We start from the raw sequence: 23530 nt of genomic DNA on the forward strand, positions 1-23530 counted from the left end.
TTATGATTAAAGATTGGTTCGTTGCCGGTATCAGGAAACTTCTTCCTTTCATTGCAATATTGATTTGTATCGGAACTGCCAATGCGCAGTTCCAGATTGAGGTTAAAAAGCACAGTAACTCGATATATATTTACGAGTCATACGGTGCCTACCAGGGAGGAAAAGTGGGTGCCAATGCTGTCATTTTTGTGGGCAAAGACAGCGTAGTTGTCATTGACACGCCCTGGGGCAACGACCAAACCGTTCAACTGCTTGACTGGATTGACAGTGAGATCAAAAAACCCGTGGCCAGCTTTGTGATTACGCACTTCCACGATGACCGGATAGGTGGCATTGCCGTCCTGAAAGAAAGAGGTATTCCAGCGGTTAGCTCCGAGCTAACCGCCAAACTGGCTGTAGAAAATGGCATTGCCATGCCTGATGTCCTTTTTAAAAAAGACACCACCATCACCCTGGGGGGAGGCAAAATTGAGGTTTTCTATCCGGGACCCGGTCACAGCCCCGACAACGTGGTCGTTTACTTCCCTTCAGAAAAACTCCTGTATGGTGGCTGTTTTTTGAAGGATGCCTCAACCACTTCCCTTGGCAACCTGGGAGATGCAGACGTTACCGCCTGGCCTGTGAGTCTCGAAAAAATGAAGAAACGTTTCCCCAAACCAAAGATGGTCATTCCGGGCCATGGCGGACTGGAGCCGGGGGCTATTGAGAATACGGCAAAATTGTTAGAAGATAAAAAAGACTAACAAGAAAGGTGCATTTATGTCCTTTCAGTACTCACTTGCCAATGTTTCGATAGGGATATTCAAGTGTTTGCTTAAGTTCCTTATCATAGGCAAAGTAAGTTTTCTCTTCATCGAAAGCACGTCAGATACTCTGCTCTTATCTCCAATAAGCGATGTTAAGTCTTTTGGCTTTAGGCCCAGCTCTTCCATTCTTACCCTGATCGCCTGGATAGGCTTCAATGATCCCATTGAGTAATTTCTTTCTTCGTAATCCCACACTAACAAAGATATAATCTGCAATTCGTCCTCCTCATTGGAGTTCGCTTCGCAATCGATTAATTCGTCAATCCGCTTTAGTGCGTTATTATAATCTTTCTCATTTTTTATTACACTTATTTCCATTTCAAATCTCCTTTATATTACTAATGCTATCGTAATCTTTATGAGTTCCGATAAACCTTATGTATACCATTTGAATCTGGTATCTAAAAACTACAACCAACCTGTATTTATTGTGGTAAATATTGAAAACAGCCCTGTTGTTACCCACAAAATCAACTGACGGAAACACCTCTTTCACCTCATTCGGATTTTGCCAACTCGATTTAGAAACGATCATATGCCATTCTATTAAAGGAAGTTCACTATCATGGTACAAACTCCAGAATTCCTTTAACGTCCTTTTTGCGATTACTCTCAATCTTCATTGTTTGATAACCAGCTAAAAGTCGGCAAAAGTTGCCAAAATGCAAACTTTATTTTACCCCCTCCAGCTTAGCTTTTAAAAAAGTTTAAAAAACACTTGACTCTAACGTTACGTCATAGCTTTTCTTTGCATCATCATTAATGAAAATGTATGGCAGGCTATACAGTAAAAAAGCTGGCAAAACTAGCTGGAGTAAGTGTGCGCACACTTCACCACTACGACCAGATTGGTCTTTTGACTCCCGAAGAACGAGGGTTTGATTCAGGGTACAGGTACTATGGCAGGCAGGAAATGCTACGCTTGCAACAGATCCTGTTCTACCGTGAATTGGGCTTTGCTCTTAAAGAAATCAAAAAGATCATGGACGAAAAGGATTTTGACTTGCTGGAATCGCTGGAGTTCCAGAAGTCGGAAATTCATAAGCAGATTGCCAGAAACAAGGTGTTGTTAGGCACTTTGGAGAAAACAATTGATGAAATAAAAAACAGAAAAACAATGGTAACAGATAAAGAAATGTACGAGGGCTTCACCGAAGAGCAGGTGAAGACCTACCGTCAGGAAGTAGTGGACAGATGGGGTAAGGAGGCCCTGGATCATTCTGAAAATGTGATTCGAAACAAGACAAAAGAGGAATGGGCTGATACAAAAAAGCAGTCGGACGACTTTTGCCGCCAAATGGTAGCCTTGATGAGCCAGCCGGTCTCTCATCGGGAAGTGCAACAGCTGATCGCTAAGCATCATGCATGGGTAGGCCAGTTTTTCGAAGTAACAGAAGAAAAGTACCGAGGCCTGGCCGACATGTATGTAGCGGACGAGCGATTCAAGGTCAACTATGACAAGTTTGCCATTGGATTGGCTGAATACATGAAAAAGGCGATGTACGAGTTTTGTGAGAATGGAATGAAGCTACAAGATTAGCGTAATAACCAGGCCGCAGTAGCCGCTGTGGCCTGCTATTTTTTATCAAATTCTTTCGCTCTGATTTGCTCTATCGTTACTGAAAACCCCTTAAGTACCGATGAATCAACCGTTCCTTTTTGCGAGGCAAATGCAAGCAACTCGTACTTCTTCCCATTCAACGAGAAAATCTCTATCACCTCATTGGCAGGATCAACGACCCAAAACTCCTTTACCGCAAACTTCTCGTAAAGTGCTTTTTTTCTCTCCTGATCGTGATGAAAGGTGGAGGGTGATAGAATTTCGACAAGAAGGTCGGGCGAGCCACTGATATTTCTTTCTGTCAAAATACCCTCATTGGCATGGCTGATAAAAATCAAATCGGGCTGCACGACGTTGTGCTCATCAAATCTCACATCAGCTGGCGCATCAAATACATGCCCCAATTTGTTACCATATACATAGTCCATGATAAGCCTTTGCAGATTCCGTGAAAAGGCCTGATGCTTTAAAGAGGGCGCTGGTGACATATCAAAAAGTTCTCCATCGATGATTTCATATCGCTTGTCATCATCCAACTGGAGATATTTAGAATAAGTGAATTTTTCAGCTACTGCTATCATTTGTTTCCGGTAGTTTGTAAATATACTAACTAATTTTAACCTAAAAAACGGCAGATTGGCCGCAAAGTAGCCAGATCAGCCACCATGCAAATGAACCCTATCAACCTACTCGGCATCCCCTTCGACGCCAACTCATCCTTCATGCGAGGGCCGGCACAAGCACCTCCCCTCATTCGCAAGGCGCTGCATTCGGACTCATCCAACTATTACAATGAAGGAGGTCAGAATGTATCAGATCTAATCAACGACCGTGGAGATATTCCGGCAGTAGTACCTTATCAAGGCCTGCAAAAAGAGCTGGCAAAAGTATACACCCCTGGTGACAAGTGGATCTTCCTCGGTGGCGATCATTCGATCACCTACCCTATTTTGCAAGCAGTGGGCCCCCACTTTCCGAAATTATCCATCCTGCACCTCGATGCCCATTCCGATCTTTACGATGAGCTCGATGGCAACCGTCTTTCCCATGCCTGCCCATTTGCAAGAATCATGGAGGATGGCCTGGCACAAAGTCTCACACAGGTTGGCATCCGGACGCTTAACAAGCACCAAAAAGAGCAGGCAGAAAAATTCATTGTCGACATCATTCCAATGAATAAATGGACAGATGACCTAACGGTCAACATAGAAGGGCCTGTGTACCTGAGCCTGGATATTGACGTGCTTGACCCAGCCTTTGCTCTGGGCATTTCTCATTATGAGCCGGGCGGTGCCACCACCCGACAGGTAATTGATTTCATCCAGCGCCACAAGCACCTGAACATCGTAGCCGCCGACATTGTAGAATACAATCCTGTCAGGGATATGAACGACATGACGGCATTTGTAGCTGCCAAATTTTTGAAGGAGCTGGTCGGCGTAATGTCCTAGTCTCAAAAAGAAAATTCGTGAGATAGTTGTCCAAAAAAGCATGACCACCTTGTCTACAGGAGAAAAACACTTAAATTTTACCTTATGAAAAAGTTTTTGATCCTGATTAGGGAAGACCTTGCTGCAATGAACGAAATGACTCCAGCACAGATGGAAGCTGATATTTCTGAATATGTTAAATGGAAAGAAGGTCTCGAGAAAGAGAACCGTCATGTGATGAGTGACCCTCTGGAAGGCTCTGGAGCTATGGTCTATAAAAATAAAGTTGAAACCGATGGGCCCTTCATTGAATCGAAGGAAGCCATCAGTGGCTTTTTCGTTTTCCTCGCAAAGGACATAGACGAAGCGATCAGTATTGCCAAGACCTGCCCTATTTTCAAACACGAAGGACTCGTGGAGCTAAGGCCCATCATGGACTTTTGATGCAACAAGAACAGGCCCCTTATCATTTTGAAACACAAAAGCTGGTCAGCCATCTTTATCGTCAGTGGTACGGTAAGATGGTGACCTCCCTGGCCCGGTACTTTGGGCTTCAGCAGCTCGAGCTGGCCGAAGACATCGTGCAGGAGGCCTTCGAGTCGGCCATCAGGCATTGGGAACAAAAGGGCATGCCTGATCAGCCTGTGAACTGGCTCTTTAAAGTATGTAAAAACAAAGCGATTAACGCTCTGCGAAAAAAGCGTTTCGAGCCACTGCCAGCGGAATTTTTTCTTAATACTCGGGAAGAAATCAAGCTTGCAACGCTTTTCCTCGACAATGAAATTGAAGACAGTCAGCTGCGGATGATCGTGGCTTGCTGCCATCCGGCATTCTCTGTTAAAAATCAGCTCATTTTTGTCCTGCGACATGTGGCTGGCTTGACCGTCAGGCAAATTGCCCGTGGCTTGTTGATGACCGAAGAATCGGTTGCTAAGTCGGTTGTGCGGTCCAAACAGCTCATTCGTGAAAAGAACCTCTCGTTTCCCGATCCGGATTATTTAAAGGTGAAAGAAAAACTGGATGAGGTACATCTCATTATCTACTTGCTATTCAATGAGGGCTACTCCTCTACCGATAACGATTCTATTATCAGAGAGGAGTTGTGCTTTGAAGCGATTAGACTGATCAAACTGGTGACAGACAACAAAAAACTAAAAACAGCAGATTCGTCGGCTTTGTTCTCCTTGTTCCTTCTCCATGCCGCCAGGTTTCCAGCCAGAGAGGATATTGAAAAGAAACTAATTGATCTTGAAAGTCAGGATCGGCGACTTTGGGATCAAGAGATGATAGCCCTGGGCCAGCAGTATTTCAGGGAATCTATTCAGGAAAAAAACTACAGCAAATACCAGGTGGAAGCTGCCATAGCCTACGAACATGCGCAGGCTCCCTCCTTTGAAGAGACCGATTGGGCAAGCATTTGCGAACTATACGAATACCTTTTGCGCAGCGATCCCAGCGCAACTATCCAACTGAATTGGCTGATCGCCATCTTCTATAGCCAGGGCCCATTGTTTGCTTATGAAAAGCTCCATGAGTTGGATGCCAAAGGCAGCCTGGTGCAAAACCAATACTATTTCTCTCTGCTGGGTAAAATATACATGGCTATGGACGATACTACGCTGGCGGCTAGCTGCTTTCGCCAGGCCATCGAGCTAACCACCAGCCTGCCGGAAAAAAAGTATATCGAGAGGCTTCTGGCAACACTTTGAAGAGTCGGCGTGCATCAGCGACCTCAACCGTCCGCCAGCGCACAACTATTTTCTATATCAGTATTCCATCACTTTCTTTAAGGATTGATATTCAAGCAATTGAGATTGGCTTTACTTCTCTTGACAAAAGGTATTATTATTGTTTAAAATGAAGCGGGCAAAAGCTGTGTATAAATGAAAAAGAGTAACCAGGCAGGAAGAATTCTGATTGTTGACGACAACCCCGACGTGTTGAGTGCCGCTAAAATATTTCTGAAAAGGCATTTCCTGGAGGTGGTGACAGAGAAAAACCCCGAGTCTCTCCCTAATATTCTGATGAATGAAACATTTGATGTCATTCTCCTGGACATGAATTTCACGAAAGATGTTAGCTCGGGACACGAAGGCTTTTTCTGGCTCGACAAAATCCTCGAAATGGATCCATCGGCCGTTGTGATACTGATTACGGCCTACGGTGATGTGGAAGTAGCAGTAAAGGCCATCAAGGAAGGTGCCACGGACTTTGTGCTGAAGCCCTGGGAAAACGAAAAGTTGCTGGCCACAGTTTCTTCCTGCATGAGGCTGCGTGAGTCGAGGCTGGAGACCAACAAACTCAAAGACAGACAAAAACAGATCAACGAGGACCTGGATACCAAGTACCAGGAGATTATTGGCAGAAGCGATGCCATTATGAAAGTGTTCGACACCATTGAGATGGTGGCGGGAACAGACGCCAATGTGCTGATACTTGGTGAAAATGGCACAGGCAAGGAGCTGGTGGCACGGGCTATCCACCGCCATTCGAAACGAACTTCTGAAGTGTTTCTCAGCGTCGACTTGGGGGCGGTGAGCGAAACACTATTCGAAAGCGAGCTATTTGGACATACAAAAGGTTCGTTTACCGATGCGAAAGAAGACCGTGCAGGACGCTTCGAAACAGCTTCTGGTGGCACTTTGTTTCTCGACGAAATTGGCAACCTGTCGACACCACTCCAGGCCAAGCTACTCTCAGTGCTACAGTCGAGGCAGGTTACCAGGGTTGGCTCCAACAAAGCCAGGCCTATTGACATCCGCCTCATTTGCGCCACCAACATGCACTTGTACGACATGGTGAAAAAGAGCGAATTCCGTCAGGACTTACTCTACCGGATCAACACCATCGAAATCAACATCCCGCCATTGAGAGATCGCCTTGACGATATTCCTTTGCTTGCAGAACACTACCTCGGGCAGTTTACCAAAAAATACAACAAGCCCATCAGGTCGCTTAGTCCTTCGGTGCTGAAAAGAATGCAAAAGTACAGCTGGCCGGGAAATGTGAGGGAATTGCAGCATGCCGTGGAGCGGGCTGTGATTATGAGCCGAAGCATGGTACTTGAGGCAGACGACTTCTTTTTGAACCAGGGTGGGAAAGAGACTGACGAGGCAGCAGTAAACCTGGACGCCTACAACATAGAAGAGATGGAGCGGATCCTCATTCGCAAAGCACTCAAACGCCACAATGGCAACATTACCCAGGCTGCTCAGGAGCTGGGGCTGACCCGCTCTTCGCTTTACCGACGAATGGAGAAGTATGATTTTTAACAGCTTCCGGTTTCAGATATTTCTGCGGGTAGCTTTTATTGGGCTATTGACAATGGCCTTCATTTGGCTGATCGAAAGCAGTAAATATGTGAGTGCTACCATTATTTTTTCAGTGGGCGTTTTCTCTCTGTTCAGTCTGTTTTACTATGTCGAAAGCACCAACCGCAAGTTGACCCGTTTCATTGAATCCATAAAATACGACGACTTCATTATTGGCTTTGATGCTGACAACCGGGTTGGGAGGTCTTTCAAACAACTGAACCAGGCAATGAAAGAGGTGCTCGATGCTTTCAGACTTACCAGAAAGGAAAATGAGGAAAACCTTCAATTTCTGGACACCCTGGTAAAGAACGTGCAAGTGGGCATTTTAAGTTACGACGATACCGGCGAAGTGGGGCTCATCAATCAAATGGCAAAAAAGCTGCTGGCACTTGACAACCTGACAGCGCTGAAAGACCTTTCCGCAACCGACCCGGAGCTTTACACCCTACTAAAGTCAATTCCAACGGGGGGTAATACCCTCTACCGAAAAAATGAACTTGTTCACCTGGCCATCCACACCTCCCGATTGAGGATAAGAGGGAGGGAACTAACACTTGTTTCTCTGCAAAATATTCGGTCGGAGTTGCAACAAAATGAGCTGGAAGCCTGGCAAAACCTAACCAAAGTGCTCAGGCATGAAATCATGAATTCGGTGACGCCAATTTCTTCTTTGGTTTCCACGCTAAAAGAGATGTTTGAAGAGGAAACTCATGCCGACAACGAGGAGCAAATGTCGAAGGAAACAATTAGCGACATTAATGAGGCCCTACAGGCAATAGAAAACAGAAGTCACGCTCTCAAAAAGTTTGTCCATGCCTACCGGGACTTCACCCAGATTCCAAAACCGGCACTGAAGCCCGTGAAAGCAGCGACACTGCTGGCCAGGATCGAAAACCTGTATTTGGCAGAAACAAAGGCAAGCCAAGTGACCCTTGCCACAGAACTCGAAGACGATGAAATGACCATCATTGTGGACGAAGAGCTGCTGGAAATGGTACTTATCAACCTTGTGAAAAATGCTATTGAAGTATTAAAAGACCAAAATAAAGCAAAGGTCACCGTGAGGGCTTATGTTGGGGACCAGCTGCGCCCCGTTATAGAAGTGGAAGACAATGGGCCTGGCATTATTCCGGAAGCCATCGACAATATTTTCATTCCGTTTTACACCACTAAGCCAACCGGATCGGGTATCGGTCTCAGCTTATCCAGGCAAATCATTCACATGCACGGAGGCACCCTGGGCGTGGAATCCGAGGTCGGGAAAAAAACCGTTTTCAAAATAGAGCTATAAGGAAGCGACAACATCTGGTTGCTATTGAGACTGAAGCTCCGCCCATTCGTCCACCAACTTCTGATAGTACGGGTGATCTTCACCTAATACCTCCCTGCATATTTCAATGGCTTTTGTATAATTGAATTGCGCCTTCTCCATGTCGTTTAACTCTCCATATAGGTCACCAAGGTTCTCATAAACGTTGACAACCTTTCTGCTTTTCTCACCCAGCCTGTCGAGATAAATCTTGAACGCTCTTTTGTAGCTTTTTTCTGCCTCGTTAAACTTCTGCATTGCCTGCAAAGTCATTCCCATGCTCACATAGTCGCCCGCCACGTAGGGATGATCGTTGCCGAAGTTTTTGATATCAGCCTCCAGCACTTTTTCATAGTAACCAAGCGCCATTTCGAAGGCTCGCTGGCTATATTTGGAGTTAGCCAGGTTGTACAGAACGCTCACCGTATAGTTGTGATAGGGACCGAATTTTAGCATCCAGGCATCGTAGGCCAACATCTGCAAAGAATCTGATCTCCGGTAGTCTTTCAGTTTATAATAGGCAGAACCGAGGTTAGCATATGAAGTAATAGTATTGGGATTTTCGGGCCCATAAATCCTCATATTTTCTTCTAACAGCGCTTGAAGTATCTCCGCTTGCTTTTCAAAGTTATCGAGCCGCTCATATACTATTGACAGATTATTCAAACCAATAAGCTTCAAGCTAATGTCTTCATCGGCGAATTTGCTCCCCAATTCAACGGCCATTAAACTTGCTTCAAGCGCCTCGTCATACTTTGACTGTTCCCTAAGATTGGCGCTAAGGTAGTTGTATGCAAACCCAAGTTGAATCTCGTTATTCAGTTTGTATTCCTCCTCACTATGCTCCGAGGCAATGGCATCTTCAATGAGAGTAACTGCCCTCCTCACCTTATTTTCCCCTTGCTCATATTCGCCTTTCAGAAACAAAACATACCCGTAGTCTTTGTAAGATATTGCCAATGCCAAAGGATTGTCAGTTTTTTCCTGCTCAAGATGACTTATTGCTAACTGAATAGTTGAGTCAGCTTTGTCGTACTCCGACATATCACGATAGTAACCGGAAATCTCATTATAGAGCCTCCCTATTTCAATATGTCCGCCATTATTTTCCTGGTAGAATTCGAGCGCATCAAAAAAAAACGGCCCCGACTCCTTCCAAAAGCCCAGCTTTTTGTACAAGCTGCCTAGCTGCACCTGAGCTGAAGCCTTGATCTGAGGATCGTTGATATTACTGATTTCCTTCTCGCTATTTCGCAGCAAGGCAGCGGCAGTCACCTCTTCTCCCTGCACCAGCCCTGGATCATTTGCCTCGAATATCTTAGTCAGAAACTCATTGGAAGCCATCACTTTTTGCTGCTCCCTTTCAAGAGCTCTCTTTTGAATTTGAGTCACAACAGCAGCACCAATAGAGACCATCACTATAACTGCCACAAGCGAAGATGTGATGGTATTTCGTTTCAAAAACAGCCGGGAAGAATAGCCCCAGCTCATCTCTCTGGCGGCCACCGGGAAATGGCCAAGATAATTCTGAAGATCAGTAACCAAATCCGTCACTGTTTGGTACCTCTGCCCGGCATCGACCGCCATGCACTTTACAATAATTGCATTCAAGTCTGTCTTAATGGCTGGGTTCAAGGTCATTGGGGCCTGAAACTGCCCATTGCATATCATTGCTATTACCTTGTCTCTCTCGTCGCCGTCAAACGGCATGCATCCGGTGAGGAGCTCGTACAAAAGGACTCCCAACTGATAGATATCGGACTGAACGGACAACGGCTTGTGCGAGAGTTGTTCGGGAGATGCGTATTTCAATGTACCTCCAAAAGAAGTATCTTCTTCCAACTGTTCATCAAAGAGCTTGCTGATACCAAAATCAAGCAGTTTGACCTGTCCATCATCAGTAATGAGAACATTGGAAGGCTTGATATCTCTGTGGAGGATGAAGTTGTTGTGGGCGTGAATCACCGCACGACACACAGGGATTACAATCCGATTAAGCGTATTAGAAATGCTTAGCCGATGCTGTTTACAGTAGTCATTGATCGGCGAGCCATCCACATACTCCATCGCAAGATAGGGCGACTGGTCATTGGTGAGACCACCATCGATAATACTTGCAATGTTGGGATGACTCAGCGAAGCCAGCAGTTGCCGTTCCGCCTTAAAATATTGTTCGTATTTATCGGTATTGAGCAGTGGCGAGAGCACCTTTATAGCCACTTGTTGGTCGAACAGGTTGTCAGCTCTTTTCGCCTTGTAAACCACGGCCATGCCACCCACACCGGCCTCTTCCACCACCTGGTACTTGCCAATGGCGTAACCTGCTGGCAGCCTTATTTCCAGGCTGTCGGAAAGCTCTTTTGAAAGGTTATCTTGCAACACTTCAAAAAATGACTCAGCGTCACCCTGATGCCCCAGTAAACCAGGCAATGCCTCGGCTGTGAGGTTCATTTTTGTTAAAAAATCAATCCATTCCTCCTGGGAATATTGCTCCATAGCGTAGACTTAGAGATTAGGCTGCTGATGGTGAAAGCTGCATGTGAAGCCAGGTCTTGGCCATGCTCCACGACCGCTTGACTGTGGAAGGGCTAGTACCCAATATTTTTGCTGTTTCATCGATGGAAAGTCCAGCAAAAAAACGGCATTCGACAATTTTCCCATAGGTAGGCTCCCTTTTCTCAAGCACTTCCAAAGCTTCATGTATTTTCAAAATAGCCGTTCCTGTTTCTTCAGTAAAATTTAGGTGTTCTTCGAGGTCATCAATTTTCAAATGACTGGGCTGATTTCCTCGCTTGTCAGTTTGCTTTTTCAGGCAAGCGTTCACCAAAATTTGCCGAATGGCTTTGGCCGCCAGATTGTAGAAATGCTCTTTGCTTTGAAGCTTGCTCAGGTCAGCTTTCGAGAGTTTCAAATATGCTTCGTGCACAAGTGCAGTGGTGTTCAGGGTTTCTTGTTGCCGAAACTTAAACCTCAAATGGTGGGCATTTTTCCGAAGCTCATCGTAAACAACGGGAAAGAGTTCATCAAGGGCTTTTTGGTCACCTTTATTGATCCTGTCTATCAGTTTCACCAGCTCCGCTTCACCCATCGTTTGATATAATAAATTAGATGCCTATTAACTCTTTGAAAGTATAAAGCTATAAAGAATAAATAGAATATTCCGTATTTAATCTACGGGCGGAAGCATAAAAAACCCGATCCTTTTGGATCGGGCCTTTACAAGAAATTCAGCTGCCTGTGTTTATCGATAGGTTTTTACCTATTCCTGATTATTTCCATTTGCATTGCCAGTGAAAGTGTTGCTGGCTGCGGCTCCGGCAAAGTCATTGGTTACACCTTTAGAATAGATGCCGTAGCCACTGCTGTTGGAAATGGTGGAGTTCGTTACCGTCACTTTTCCGTCTGAATTCACGGCAATATTGGCAGGGAAATCAGCGCCATTAAAGTCGTGAGGTGAGTTTCCGCCGTAAGCGACATTGCAAAAATCAAACTCGTTACTAGCATCCGTCGATGAAAAATAAAATCCTTTCCAGTGTAATCCGCCATCGATATTTGACGACGTGAAAGTGATCATGTTGGTGGAAGTTCCTTTTGCCGTAAATGCGCCATCAACCAGAATCTGGACGTCTTCGTCTATTTTGAAAGAAGCACCTGCTTCCACTGTAACCGCTCCGTACACCCTGATATTTCCGGTAATTCTGTATGAAGCACCGGTGGCCAGCGACTTCCAGGTAACAACTTTGTCCTGGGCCAAGTCGCTTCCAAACACTTCCACGTCAGCAAATGAGTTGTTGGTGAAGGTGCTTGCTCCATCCATGGCATCGAGTTCATCGGCTGGTATACCTACACCCCTTTTGTTGTCAGAAAAGCTGTTGGTTCCAAAACTACCTATCTGCCCGCCCGACTCATCGGCGTAGATTCCATAGTCTTTATTGTTCGTAAACGTAGAGTTGGTCACCGATACCTTGCCGGTGATGTCCACGCCAATGGCAGCTGCAAAATCGGCTCCTGAGAAATCGATGGGAGAATTACCTGCGAACGAAAAATCGGTAAAATCAAAATTATTGAGGCTACTGGCAGAGCTGATGTATATGCCCTTCCAGTAAAGTTCACCGCCAGGATTTGATGTCGTAAATACAATGCGGTCAGTGGCAGTACCCACGGCAGTTAGTGATCCAAATACCCTTACAAGGGCATTTTCATCAAAGTTCACAATAGCTCCGGCGGCAATAGTGAGCTTACCGTTTACATCCATGTCGCCCGACAATCTGTAGGCAGCACCTCCACTAAGTTTTTTCCATGTCGACGTTTTGGATTCCGAAAAATCCGACTCAAAAATTTCAACATCAGCATTGGTATTGTCTGTAAAAACAGAAGCACCGTCTATCATTTCAGCCTGGTCAGCCGGCAAGCCAACCGCCCTGTCGTTCAAAAGGAATGTGTTGCTTTCAAACGCACCAATCTGGCCACCGGCATCGTCGGCATATACACCATAGCCTTTATTGTTGGAGAAAGTGCTGTTCTTAAAAGCCATTTTTGCACCGAGCTCAATACCAACACCGGCGGAGAAGTCTTCTCCAGAGAAATTCATCACTGAATTTCCAGCATATGAAAGCGTGACATGGTTCAATATATTTCTGCCATCTGCCGAGTTCACATAAATACCTTTCCAGCGAAGTGCGGAGGCCGCATCGGAGGTTGTGAACTCAATCGGACTCTCTGCTGTGCCGGCAGCAATGAATGCGCCGTCTACTCTGATCATCACATCCTCATCCAAACCGAATTTAGCTCCCGGAGCAATAGTAAGCACCCCGTTCACATCGATATCTCCCGAAACAGTATAACGAGCGTCATCGCTCAATGCTTTCCAGGTTATTTCTGTTGCTTCGGCAATTGAGGAGGAAAAAATTTCAACATAAGCATTGGTTGAATTGGTAAACGTGGTGGTATTGTCGACACTAGCTGCCGTCTCAGCCCACACGGCCATGCCGTTTTCATTATCAATAAAGAGGTTGTCCTTGAAGGTATTCAGTTTCCCTCCATCGTCGTCGAGATAAACTCCATATCCTTTATTGCTGGCAAATCTGCTATTTTCAATCTTGATATTTCCGCCTCCATTTACACCTACACCAGCCTTATAGTCAGCTCCGTTAAAATCCATTGCTGTGTTGCCAGCGTATGAAACTTCGGCGTACTTAAGTATGTTTTGCGCACTGGCTGACTGTATATAAAGCCCCTTCCAAAACAGATCAGCCTCTTCGTTGGCTGTTGTAAAAATGATGGAGTCGGCTTCGGTACCTGCTGCCAGCAAAGTGCCACCTTGCTCGATCTTCATCATTTTATCTTCCTGGAAATGAATAACGACCCCTGGCTCTACGGTGAGAACAGCAAGCACTGACACATCTCCTGTTACCAAATAATCAATAAGTGCAGGGTCAAGATTGATGTTTTCAAGCGTCATGTCGCTGTCTATAAATCCGCTAAGCTCCACATAACCAGGTGCCAGAGCATTTATAGTCACCGTCTTGGTATCGCTTACGCCTTCATCAGCATTCGAAATTTTCAACTGAACTTCATAGTCCCCCTCCACGTCAGGGATCAAAGAAGCAATAATGGCACCGGCGTTGGTTATTTTGGTGGTGCTGCCACCAGGCTGCGACAGCAGCGTCCACTCGGCAGTGAAGCCAATCGCATCCGCATCTACGGAACCACTTGCATCTAGGGTAATTTCTTCATTCACAGCCGGGTTTTCCGGACTAAAATCAATATCTGCTTCCAGCTTGAACTTCGAGGGTGCTGGTTCATCGTCCCCACAACTTATTGCAAACACTAACATCACCAAACAGGTGAGCATTCCGACTAACTGTTTTACTTTCATCTTACATGGTCTTTTTATGTGATCAAATTCCCTTCACCCCCTACTACAGGAAAAGGAGTGAAATCGGGTCAGCCCACTTAAAAAATCATGAATTTATTTTTCCGGTCACATCGGCCAGCCTTTGAGAAATAGTTGGGATCAATCTGTATTTCTGGGGATTGAATGTTTCGTTTGTGGCTAGATAAAAAAGCAAAACTGGTTCAATGCGTCTCGCCCGGCCGGGATAGGCTTGGACCTTTTGCTTTTTTATGACCACTCGGGATATTGGGTTTAAAGGGTAATTCCCCAGATTTTCCGCTTAATCCCATAGTTGTCGGGTCACCAAAAGCCTTTGTCTTCTTCGGCAGGACCCTAAAAATGGAGGTAACAAAGGGACAGCCACAAAAGATGGCTAGCTAGTTGGGAAGGTGTAAAGAGGGAAATGGGGAGGATTATAGCGCCTCCGACTTGAGTTGCAAAAAAGGTCGCCACTCGTCGAACACACTGCCATTGGAGGTCTTTAAAAACATAATGTAAGACGGCTTGAAAGGCTCTTTTCTAAGTTTCATCCCGACTTCACCGGGCGCATAATCGCCTTTCTTGGCATTGCAATGTCTGCAGGCAGTAACAAGGTTTTTCCAGCTGGAGGTTCCGCCTTTTGAGCGTGGAACAAGGTGATCAAGGGTAAGGTCTCTGTTGGTACCGCAATACTGGCATTCGTGGTTGTCACGCCGGAAAACGTTTTGGCGAGACAGTATAACTCCTTTGTAGGGGACACTGATATACCTGGATACTTTGATGACCGATGGGGCCTGATATGAAGTGTCCACAGTGTGCAAATAAACATTAGGCACGGGCGAAATCATTTCAGCCTTATTCAAAAAGACAAGAAGAAATGCTCTCTCCACCGAACAAACAGTTAAGGGAGAATAGTCCTGATTAAGAACCAACACGTTCCTCTTTAAGCTCATGCCTCTTCTACATTTTGAGGATCCTCCTCACCGCCAATAGCTGCCCATCTCTCATTTCACTGGTTAGACCCTTGTCATCAATATTAACAATCTTCACCGAATCAGTCACTATCACTGCCTGTTCTTCTCCAATGTTGATGCCCGCCTTTACTTCGTCTTTAACACTCCAAACAAGCAAATCCCCGGGCTTAGACTCACTCCACGAATCGACCTGATCGCCGGTAGTGGCAAGTTGCTTTAAACTCCTGGGTACCGGATAGCCCACCATGCGGTAGACCTGCTGCACAAGTCCAATATCATCGATGCCATAAGGAGACCTAGCACCAGCTCTGTAAGGGGAGTACATATACTTCTGTAGGATTTCACGGAGAAAACCATAATCACGACGCTGACCGAGGCTTTTCGAGTTTCCGTTGAAAGCCAACTGCTCTTCTATTTTGAATAGCTCATTGGTGGAAATCGGCAGCACACTTCCTATAAGGATGTTCAGGTAGTGTTTCTTGAAGAAGATATTCGCTGTCAAATCCGTGCAAACTTTGTAGTCAGAGTGATTGATCTGCTCAAAATACTCCTGTGTGATTCCATAGAAATGCACCTTCAAAATCCACCCAACCACTCCATCAAAATGGATTTTCACCTTTATCCACTTTTTGTCATCACTTGCTTCCAAAACCTCATAGTGCTCCCCAAAAAGAAGCTCGCTTAGCTGAAGCGAGTGAAAGGATGGTTCGCACATAACCGGCACAAGGCATAATCTACAAATTCCCTTTTCGGTCTCAGTCATAAGGTTTACAGTCTAAGTCGGTCTAGCTCTCGCTTGCTATCCCTCTCTTTGATACTTTCTCTTTTGTCATGAATTTTTTTACCCTTTGCAAGGGCTATTTCCATTTTAGCTAGTCCTTTGTCCGTCATAAAAAGTCTCACCGGCACTATGGTCAGGCCCTTTTCTTCCATTTTTGATTGCCACTTCTCAATGTCCCTCTTTTTTATCAGGAGCTTTCGCTCTCTCACAGGATCATGGTTGAAATGGGTGGCCTCGGCGTATGGGGTAATATTCATCGCCTTGATAAAGATCTCTCCCCTATTGAAATAACAATACGCTTCCTGCAAACTGGCTTTCCCTTCCCGAATGGACTTGATCTCAGTCCCCTTGAGCACAATGCCTGCTACAAGCGTATCAATAAACTCAAACTCGAAACGGGCCTTCTTGTTTTTGATGTTTACAGAGTTTGAAAATCGCTTATCGTCCTTTGCCATTCAATATTTAACTGAGCGTTTTTATAAAAACTAAAATAGCATAAAATTAAAATTTCATCCTAGGCATTGGGGCAACATCCATCGATGAAAAGTCCTTTTCAAGGTATTTGAAATGGGCTGTCATGGCAATCATTGCAGCATTGTCGGTACAATACTCAAACTTGGGAATATACACCTCCCAACCCAGCTCAGCACGTTGATTTTCAAGTGCTTGTCGAAGTCCTGAGTTAGCTGCCACACCTCCGGCAATGGCAATTTGGCTTATCCCTGTTTGCTTTGCGGCCTTCTTCAGTTTCTGCAAAAGCATGTGGATCAAAGTATGTTGTATGCTTGCGCAAATATCATTGATATTCTTTTCGACAAATGTCGGGTCGGTCTTTGTTTGGTCTCTCAGGAAGTAGAGGATAGCCGTTTTTATCCCACTGAAGGAGTAGTTCAAGCCTTGCATTTCTGAGAGCGGAAATTGAAAGGCCTCCGGATTGCCTTTTTGCGCCAACTTATCGATAAACGGGCCACCGGGATAGGGCAGCTCCAGCATTTTGGCCGCTTTGTCAAACGCCTCCCCTACTGCATCGTCCTGCGTTTCGCCTATCACCTGCATGCTCAAGGGTGACTCCACCAGCACTATCTGTGTGTGCCCGCCGCTTACTGTAAGGCACAGAAACGGAAACGCAGGTTTTGGGTCTTCAATAAAATGCGCCAGGATATGTGCCTGCATATGATTAACGGCTATCAGAGGCACCCCTAACCCCCAAGCCATTGCTTTAGCAAAGGAGCTACCCACAAGCAAAGCACCCAATAATCCAGGCCCTTGCGTGAACGCAACGGCATCAAGTTGGTGTTTATCAATACCTGCTTCTTTCAAAGCCTGATCTACTACAGGCACAATATGCTTCTGGTGTGCTCTGGAGGCCAGTTCTGGTACCACACCACCATATCGTTGGTGAACAGATTGCGTAGCAATAATATTATTAAGAATTTTACCGTTCCTGATCACAGCGGCAGAAGTCTCATCGCACGAAGATTCGATCGCTAAGATGGTCGGGGACATACAGTTGATTTGAACTATAAAACTAAAACATCTGTCATTTTCTATGGTATTGGGAAAGCCTTCTACTGGTTTTCACTTACCATTTTACTTTTGCTGATTGGCTTGTTTATCACGCTGCAATCATCGGCTGTTCAAACATGGCTGGTTTCCTACGCCTCCAAATCCTTCTATGAACAAACAGGGCACAAAGTTACCATTGCAAAAGTGGATGTCAACTGGTTTGATGAAATTACCCTTGATAGCCTGGAAGTAAAGGATCTCCAGGATACCAGCATGATTACCATAAATAGGTTGTTGGTCGATTTTAGCCTTCTTGATTTACTACGTCCCAGTCAGCTACATTTTGACGCCGCCCGAATAACGGGAGCCGATGTACGGCTGGTAAAGTTCGCCGACAACCAACTCGACAACATCTCCTTTCTCATCAGCCAATTACGGCCCAAAGACACTACTGCCCGAACTTCGCTGCCACGTCCGATAAGTGTGAGCCGGATCAAACTGGAGAAAAGCCGGTTCTCTCTCAATGACATGAGAAAGGATAGCATTGAGGTAGGCTTCAACTACTACCAGTTTACCATCGACAGCATATTCAGCGACCTTAGCAACTTCTACCAACGGCTGGATACTGTCAAATTCAGGGTAGACAAGCTGGCTGCCGGTGAGAGAAGTAAAAAGCTTAAAGTTAATAGCCTACAAACCAACTTTCTGCTCACCTATCAAACAATGGAGCTCTCTGACTTAGACCTGCATACCCAACACAGCCATTTACGGGACTATGTCAAGTTTGAGTTTTCCAACCCTTCCAATCTCACCTATTTTGTTGATAGCGTCAACATCGTTGCTCATTTCGACAGCACGACAATAAGCAACCGGGACCTGCGACACTTTTCGCCCTACCTCGAAAAGTACGATGATACCTATTCCATATCAGGCGACTTCAGCGGAGGAGTTACCAATTTTAGCTTGAAGAACTTTAGTCTGTTTTTCGGAGATAATAGTCAGCTCTTTGGCAATGCAAGCTTCAACGGCTTGCCCAACTTTATGGAAACCTTTATTGACCTCCGACTTGATAAATCGACGCTACTGGCCAACGACCTTGGCATCTACATGGATAGTGAAGACTATTACATATTGAATCGCCTCGGTTTCATTAGGTTCGATGGCAGGTTCATTGGTTTTTCCACCGACTTTGTGGCCAACGGAAATTTTGATTCCAGGCTCGGAAGTGCCAAATCCGATGTCAACCTGAAGCTCCCGAGCACGCCGGAAGAGGCAGTTTACAGTGGCTCTCTTACAGTCAGAAACCTCAACCTGGGCACTTTGGCAGGTGACTCCGAACTTCTCCAGAAAGTAAGTTTTTCCGGAAGTATCTCTGGCAAAGGCCTCACACCCTCGTCTGCGGATTTTTACCTGAAAGGCAACGTACAAAAGCTCGGACTCAAGGGCTACGACTACGTGAACATCAAAACTGATGCACGACTAGCCGCAAGCTTTTTTGAAGGAAAGCTCAGTATCGACGACCCCAACGTAAAGCTTCAAGTCGAAGGCTCGTTTGACTTCAGAAATCAGATCAATATGTTTAAAGCGAACGCATCGCTTGACACACTCTTTCTCTACCCTCTGCAGCTTACTTCCAACGATGTGTTTCTCAGGGGGCAAGTCGACCTTGACTTTCAGGGACTTGAAATTGATAGTATTACGGGCAGTGCCGCTATACACAACCTACTACTTGAAGTTGACGGAAAACAGTTCAAGGCGGACAGTATCCTCGCCACTTCACAAAGAAGCCAAACACAACGTTCGTTTAATATTCTGTCAGAGCATCTGAGTTTAAGCGCTGAAGGCAACTTTGATTACACAACCCTGTTTGCGGATTTATCGGAAACATTTAATGAATATGAGCTGGCATTCAGGAATAATAGCGACGACATTGAAAGCTACTACGCCAGCAAGCCCACAAAAGAAATATCTCCATACAAAATACGTGTTAATGCGACACTCAGGGATATAAACCCGCTGACTGACCTTTTCGTCAAAGACTTTTACATAGCTAAAGGGACGCAAATTGAAGCTGGTTTCAACAAGAACATCTCTTCAGTTGCTTCACTTTACACCGCCATTGATACATTAACCTTCAGGGAATTCTCCTTCATTGGAAACGAGATAGACATCAATACCAGCAAAGCGGCAGACAGCACAGACGTGCTATCGATGTTTTACATATCGTCGATGCGACAGCTGCTCAATAACAGAGATATTACTCAAAACAACTACATAGAGGCGATCTGGAGTAATAACCAAATTGATTTTCAAACCAACGTAGAGCAGCTCAATACCACCAACTACGCCAGGGTATATGGGGATCTTCAATTTCTTCCAGACAGGACAATTATAACAGTATACCCTTCTGATCTTCAAGTGCTTGAGGGAAAGTGGCAGTTTTCAGACAACAACCAAATTGTTATCACAGATGAAGCAATTGCCTTTGAAAACCTGAAGCTTTCGGCGGGCAATCAGGAAGTGGAACTAACTGGCTATATCAGCGACTCGACAAATATTCCGCTACGAGGACGGGTCACGAATTTTGCTCTGTCTAACCTCAACCCGCTCACAACTGTCCCTCTGGACGGAGTGGTAAACGGGCATGCCACTCTTATTAACTACGGTGAGGGCTCCATTGTTGAAAGCGACCTTAAAATTGACAACTTTTTTGTCGATAGATTTTTAGTCGGAAACCTGACCGGTAAATCGTCATGGAACGATGCATCCAAACAAATACTGTCGAGGCTTACCGTAATAAGGGAAGGCAAAAATATCATTGGGCTCAATGGCTACTATGCCCCACTCGACAGCATAAGCCCGCTCAACTTCACTGCCGACTTCGACAATGCCAACATTAATATCCTGGAGCCATTTATCGAGGAAAACTTTAATGAAATCAAAGGCACCGCCACAGGAAAATTCAGGATTTCAGGCAGCCCCACCTATCCTATCCTCCGGGGGACCGGGACGCTACGCAATGGGGCAGGAAGGATCAAGTACCTCAACACTACATATAGCTTCAATGGAGATATATTCTTTGACGATAACGAAATAGGTGTCCGAAACCTCGACGTCCGAGACGAGCAGGATCATCGTGCTTCGCTGAATGGAGGTATTTTCCACGATGGTTTTAGAGACTTTGTGCTGGACTTAGAAGGGCAATTAAATAACTTTCAAGTGCTTAACACTTCCGCTGCCGACAATTCCTTGTACTATGGCACTGCCTACGCCACTGGCTCAATCAATTTTTTGGGTGCTATATCCAATCTCAATATTAGCGCCAAAGCTACCACAAATAGAAATACACGGATTTTCATTCCGCTTGACGAAAGCTCCGACGTACAGGTTGAGGACTTCATCTCATTCGTGAACTTTAGCGACACAACCAAAGTAGCCGATGAGGAATCGGATATTGACGAAGAGAAGTTTTCTAATATTCGCCTCGACTTCGACCTTGACATCACGCCGGACGCATATTGCGAGCTTATCTTCGACATAAAATCCGGCGATATCATACGGGGCAGAGGCAATGGCAAGCTCAACATGCAAATTGACACCAACGGGGATTTCTATATGTTTGGTGATCTTGACATCGAGGAAGGGGGCTATAATTTCACCCTTTACAATATCATCAATAAGGAGTTTGAGATCGTTAGCGGAAGTAGCATCTCCTGGTCGGGTGATCCCTACAAAGCCCAGATGGATATTACTGCAGGCTACCGGCAAAATGCTTTGTTATCCCCCATCTTAACCAATATTGATAGTGCTACACTGAATACGCCAGAATTGAAGAGGCGTTACCCCACAAACGTTCAGATGAAGCTGAATGGAGATCTGATGTCACCAGATATCGCTTTCGATATTCAGATAACAGGCTACCCTGAAACCGCCGGCGCCAATAGCTATCCATTGGGCACTACCATACAGGGGTTCAAAAATACAGTCAAAACCGATGAGCAGGAAATGAAACGCCAGGTATTCAGCTTGATTATCCTGCGACGCTTCTCACCCATCAACAGCTTCAATGTCGGCACCAACTCCATCGGCAGTAGTGTGAGTGAATTTGTCTCCAACCAGCTCAGCTATTGGATTTCTCAGGTGGACGAGAACCTTGAAATCGACATCGACCTGGCCAGCCTTGACAACGATGCCTACAACACGTTCCAGCTTCGGCTCGCCTATACATTTTTGGATGGCCGACTGCGGGTTTCCAGGGATGGGGGCGTCACCAGCACCACTACCCGCAACGAACTGGGAGCCATTATGGGCGACTGGACCCTTGAGTACCTGCTTACACCTGACGGCAAATTGAGGGCTAAAATGTACTCCAGAACCAGCGTCAACAGCCTTACACAAAACATAAGTAACCAGACCAATACAAAAGCGGGGTTCAGCCTCCAATACATCCGAAGCTTCAACAACTTCAAAGACTTGATGCAGGACGTACGTGTTAAAAACAGGGAAGAACCTGACCCGCAGGAAGAAGACCAAAAGACCTCATTAAACTTCAATTCGGATAAAATAAGGCAAGAGGAAGACGAAGCAAGCGGTCACCCCTTCTTCAATTTTTCCGAGCTTTAATAACTAAATGAGCACTGCGCAGTTAGTTTAGAAAAAACTTATGCCAACGCATCCGGCTGTCAATATTTTCTGGTTCCGGCGAGACCTTCGCTTTGCTGATAATGCAGGTCTTTTCTACGCACTAAAAGACGAGTTACCCGTTCTTCCCATCTTCATTTTTGATCCACAGATATTATCAAAGCTTGAAGAAAGGACGGATGCCAGGGTTTCGTTTATTCACAGCACGCTGTTGCAGCTAAAGAAGCAACTAGAAGACCACGGAAGCTCACTACGCATCCTTTACGCTTCACCGGAAGCAGCATTTTCACAGCTGGCGGCAGAATTCGACATCAAAGCGGTCTACACCAACCGGGACTACGAACCCTATGCCAACGAAAGGGACACCGCAGTCCGCTCGCTGCTCACGGAGAAAGGGATAGGTTTTTACTCCTTCAAAGACCAGGTGATTTTTGAAAAGGAAGAAATATTAACTGACACCGGAGGCATTTACAAGGTATTCACCCCGTACAAAAACAAATGGCTGGCTAAGTGGCAAAACTTACAGTTGGAAGAGTTTTCCATCGCTCCTTCGTCATCAAATTTCCATAAAACCAAACCGTATCCTGTCCCCTCCTTACAGGAAATGGGCTTTTCAAATAGCTCTATTATTATTCCACCGTCGACGTTCGATGAGTCAGTTATAGCCGCCTATGACAAAAATCGGGACTTCCCTGCCATCGAAGGTACCTCCCGCCTCGGTATTCATCTGCGTCACGGCACCATCAGCGTTCGGGCAGCCGTGACAAAAGCGGCAGCCCTCAATCAAACCTGGCTAAATGAGCTCATTTGGAGGGAGTTTTATCAAATGATTTTGTACAATTTCCCTCATGTGGTTCACAACGCCTTCAAACCTCAGTACGACCTCATTCCCTGGCAAAACGATGAGGAACAATTCCAGAAATGGTGCGAGGGAATGACTGGCTACCCAATAGTAGATGCTGGCATGAGGGAATTAAACACAACGGGGTACATGCACAACAGAGTGCGCATGGTGGTTGCCAGCTTCCTCACCAAGCATTTGCTCATTGACTGGCGATGGGGAGAAGCCTGGTTCGCCAGGAAACTGCTCGACTTCGAGCTAGCCTCCAACAACGGTGGCTGGCAGTGGGCGGCGGGCACAGGCACCGACGCTCAACCGTATTTCAGAGTGTTCAACCCGGAGTCGCAAACAGACAAGTTTGACAAGGACAAAGAATATATCCGCCGATGGGTGCCGGAATATGACAGCAAAAATTACATAAAACCGATTGTTGAACATAAATTTGCCAGACAAAGAGCCATCGACACTTACAAATCGGCGTTAAAGTAACTG

General features: G+C 45.6%; 19 protein-coding genes. 9 read left to right on the top strand and 10 right to left on the bottom strand.

Annotated elements, in window-relative coordinates:
• Nucleotides 1-2: 2 nt before the first annotated feature.
• A complete protein-coding gene (bla, locus tag RIG68_RS24335) occupies nt 3-743 on the top strand; it encodes a subclass B1 metallo-beta-lactamase (protein ID WP_350128572.1) in 741 nt (246 codons plus the stop codon).
• A 24-nt stretch (nt 744-767) separates the two neighbouring features.
• On the opposite strand, the gene RIG68_RS24340 is transcribed toward bla, so the two are convergent.
• Complete coding sequence (locus RIG68_RS24340) at nt 768-1124, bottom strand: helix-turn-helix domain-containing protein (RefSeq protein ID WP_350128575.1); 357 nt, start codon at nt 1122-1124, stop codon at nt 768-770.
• 1 nt (nt 1125) lies between these two features.
• The gene (locus RIG68_RS24345) at nt 1126-1422 is read right to left on the bottom strand and encodes a type II toxin-antitoxin system HigB family toxin (protein ID WP_350128578.1); all 297 of its coding nucleotides are present in this window, start codon (nt 1420-1422) and stop codon (nt 1126-1128) included.
• Nucleotides 1423-1578: 156 nt separating this feature from the next.
• On the opposite strand from RIG68_RS24345, the gene RIG68_RS24350 reads away from it, so the two are divergent.
• Nucleotides 1579-2346 (top strand): MerR family transcriptional regulator, encoded by a 768-nt coding sequence (locus RIG68_RS24350; protein WP_350128581.1) that lies wholly within the window; start codon nt 1579-1581, stop codon nt 2344-2346.
• Nucleotides 2347-2381: 35 nt separating this feature from the next.
• Here RIG68_RS24350 and RIG68_RS24355 read toward each other — a convergent pair whose 3' ends face one another.
• Nucleotides 2382-2948, bottom strand: coding sequence for a Uma2 family endonuclease (locus RIG68_RS24355; RefSeq protein ID WP_350128584.1), 567 nt, complete (start codon nt 2946-2948; stop codon nt 2382-2384).
• Nucleotides 2949-3038: 90 nt separating this feature from the next.
• On the opposite strand from RIG68_RS24355, the gene speB reads away from it, so the two are divergent.
• The 5 genes from speB (at nt 3039) to RIG68_RS24380 (ending at nt 8402) form a co-directional block, all read left to right on the top strand.
• On the top strand, nt 3039-3818 hold the full coding sequence (gene speB / locus RIG68_RS24360; RefSeq protein ID WP_350128588.1) for an agmatinase: 780 nt from the start codon (nt 3039-3041) through the stop codon (nt 3816-3818).
• Between the two features lie 84 nt (nt 3819-3902).
• Entirely contained in the window at nt 3903-4241 is a 339-nt protein-coding gene (locus RIG68_RS24365; RefSeq protein WP_350128591.1) for a YciI family protein, read from the top strand.
• Nucleotides 4241-5506: an RNA polymerase sigma factor gene (locus RIG68_RS24370; protein ID WP_350128594.1), complete on the top strand. Its 1266-nt coding sequence runs from the start codon at nt 4241-4243 to the stop codon at nt 5504-5506. The genes RIG68_RS24365 and RIG68_RS24370 overlap by 1 nt, the downstream gene beginning before the upstream one ends.
• 174 nt (nt 5507-5680) lie before the next feature.
• On the top strand, nt 5681-7069 hold the full coding sequence (locus RIG68_RS24375) for a sigma-54-dependent transcriptional regulator (protein WP_350128597.1): 1389 nt from the start codon (nt 5681-5683) through the stop codon (nt 7067-7069).
• Nucleotides 7059-8402, top strand: coding sequence for a sensor histidine kinase (locus RIG68_RS24380; RefSeq protein WP_350128600.1), 1344 nt, complete (start codon nt 7059-7061; stop codon nt 8400-8402). Before RIG68_RS24375 ends, RIG68_RS24380 begins: the two co-directional genes overlap by 11 nt.
• Nucleotides 8403-8423: 21 nt before the next feature.
• Here the strand turns inward: RIG68_RS24380 and RIG68_RS24385 are convergent, their stop codons facing one another.
• The 7 genes from RIG68_RS24385 to tsaD all read right to left on the bottom strand — a co-directional run bounded on the left by RIG68_RS24385 (nt 8424) and on the right by tsaD (nt 17556).
• A complete protein-coding gene (locus RIG68_RS24385; protein WP_350128603.1) occupies nt 8424-10916 on the bottom strand; it encodes a protein kinase domain-containing protein in 2493 nt (830 codons plus the stop codon).
• A gap of 16 nt (nt 10917-10932) precedes the next feature.
• The gene (locus RIG68_RS24390; RefSeq protein WP_151998373.1) at nt 10933-11508 is read right to left on the bottom strand and encodes an ECF-type sigma factor; all 576 of its coding nucleotides are present in this window, start codon (nt 11506-11508) and stop codon (nt 10933-10935) included.
• A gap of 171 nt (nt 11509-11679) precedes the next feature.
• The gene (locus tag RIG68_RS24395; protein ID WP_350128606.1) at nt 11680-14298 is read right to left on the bottom strand and encodes a right-handed parallel beta-helix repeat-containing protein; all 2619 of its coding nucleotides are present in this window, start codon (nt 14296-14298) and stop codon (nt 11680-11682) included.
• A 431-nt stretch (nt 14299-14729) separates the two neighbouring features.
• The gene (locus RIG68_RS24400; protein ID WP_350128609.1) at nt 14730-15248 is read right to left on the bottom strand and encodes an HNH endonuclease; all 519 of its coding nucleotides are present in this window, start codon (nt 15246-15248) and stop codon (nt 14730-14732) included.
• Between the two features lie 7 nt (nt 15249-15255).
• Nucleotides 15256-16032, bottom strand: a complete 777-nt coding sequence (locus RIG68_RS24405) for a C40 family peptidase (protein WP_350128611.1) — start codon at nt 16030-16032, stop codon at nt 15256-15258.
• A 5-nt stretch (nt 16033-16037) separates the two neighbouring features.
• Nucleotides 16038-16505 (bottom strand): SsrA-binding protein SmpB, encoded by a 468-nt coding sequence (gene smpB, locus RIG68_RS24410; RefSeq protein WP_317487401.1) that lies wholly within the window; start codon nt 16503-16505, stop codon nt 16038-16040.
• Between the two features lie 46 nt (nt 16506-16551).
• Complete coding sequence (gene tsaD, locus RIG68_RS24415) at nt 16552-17556, bottom strand: tRNA (adenosine(37)-N6)-threonylcarbamoyltransferase complex transferase subunit TsaD (RefSeq protein ID WP_350128614.1); 1005 nt, start codon at nt 17554-17556, stop codon at nt 16552-16554.
• 9 nt (nt 17557-17565) lie between these two features.
• Between tsaD and RIG68_RS24420 the strand changes: the two genes are divergently transcribed.
• Both RIG68_RS24420 and RIG68_RS24425 read left to right on the top strand, forming a co-directional pair.
• Nucleotides 17566-22179 carry a translocation/assembly module TamB domain-containing protein gene (locus RIG68_RS24420; RefSeq protein WP_350128617.1) on the top strand — a complete coding sequence of 1538 codons (4614 nt, stop codon included), beginning with the start codon at nt 17566-17568 and terminating at the stop codon, nt 22177-22179.
• Between the two features lie 40 nt (nt 22180-22219).
• Nucleotides 22220-23527, top strand: coding sequence for a cryptochrome/photolyase family protein (locus RIG68_RS24425; RefSeq protein WP_350128619.1), 1308 nt, complete (start codon nt 22220-22222; stop codon nt 23525-23527).
• Nucleotides 23528-23530: the final 3 nt, after the last annotated feature.

This window comes from Imperialibacter sp., from assembly GCF_040222385.1.
In the GTDB taxonomy this organism is placed as follows: domain Bacteria; phylum Bacteroidota; class Bacteroidia; order Cytophagales; family Cyclobacteriaceae; genus Imperialibacter.

Excerpts from the sequence above, each read along its gene's own strand:
- RIG68_RS24365 (WP_350128591.1), top strand. The coding sequence starts at position 3,903 with ATGAAAAAGTTTTTGATCCTGATTAGGGAAGACCTTGCTGCAATGAAC.
- bla (WP_350128572.1), top strand. The coding sequence starts at position 3 with ATGATTAAAGATTGGTTCGTTGCCGGTATCAGGAAACTTCTTCCTTTC.
- tsaD (WP_350128614.1), bottom strand. The coding sequence starts at position 17,556 with ATGTCCCCGACCATCTTAGCGATCGAATCTTCGTGCGATGAGACTTCT.
- speB (WP_350128588.1), top strand. The coding sequence starts at position 3,039 with ATGAACCCTATCAACCTACTCGGCATCCCCTTCGACGCCAACTCATCC.
- RIG68_RS24340 (WP_350128575.1), bottom strand. The coding sequence starts at position 1,124 with ATGGAAATAAGTGTAATAAAAAATGAGAAAGATTATAATAACGCACTA.
- RIG68_RS24390 (WP_151998373.1), bottom strand. The coding sequence starts at position 11,508 with ATGGGTGAAGCGGAGCTGGTGAAACTGATAGACAGGATCAATAAAGGT.
- RIG68_RS24405 (WP_350128611.1), bottom strand. The coding sequence starts at position 16,032 with ATGACTGAGACCGAAAAGGGAATTTGTAGATTATGCCTTGTGCCGGTT.
- RIG68_RS24370 (WP_350128594.1), top strand. The coding sequence starts at position 4,241 with ATGCAACAAGAACAGGCCCCTTATCATTTTGAAACACAAAAGCTGGTC.
- RIG68_RS24355 (WP_350128584.1), bottom strand. The coding sequence starts at position 2,948 with ATGATAGCAGTAGCTGAAAAATTCACTTATTCTAAATATCTCCAGTTG.
- RIG68_RS24380 (WP_350128600.1), top strand. The coding sequence starts at position 7,059 with ATGATTTTTAACAGCTTCCGGTTTCAGATATTTCTGCGGGTAGCTTTT.
- RIG68_RS24375 (WP_350128597.1), top strand. The coding sequence starts at position 5,681 with ATGAAAAAGAGTAACCAGGCAGGAAGAATTCTGATTGTTGACGACAAC.
- smpB (WP_317487401.1), bottom strand. The coding sequence starts at position 16,505 with ATGGCAAAGGACGATAAGCGATTTTCAAACTCTGTAAACATCAAAAAC.
- RIG68_RS24385 (WP_350128603.1), bottom strand. The coding sequence starts at position 10,916 with ATGGAGCAATATTCCCAGGAGGAATGGATTGATTTTTTAACAAAAATG.
- RIG68_RS24425 (WP_350128619.1), top strand. The coding sequence starts at position 22,220 with ATGCCAACGCATCCGGCTGTCAATATTTTCTGGTTCCGGCGAGACCTT.
- RIG68_RS24350 (WP_350128581.1), top strand. The coding sequence starts at position 1,579 with ATGGCAGGCTATACAGTAAAAAAGCTGGCAAAACTAGCTGGAGTAAGT.
- RIG68_RS24395 (WP_350128606.1), bottom strand. The coding sequence starts at position 14,298 with ATGAAAGTAAAACAGTTAGTCGGAATGCTCACCTGTTTGGTGATGTTA.
- RIG68_RS24400 (WP_350128609.1), bottom strand. The coding sequence starts at position 15,248 with ATGAGCTTAAAGAGGAACGTGTTGGTTCTTAATCAGGACTATTCTCCC.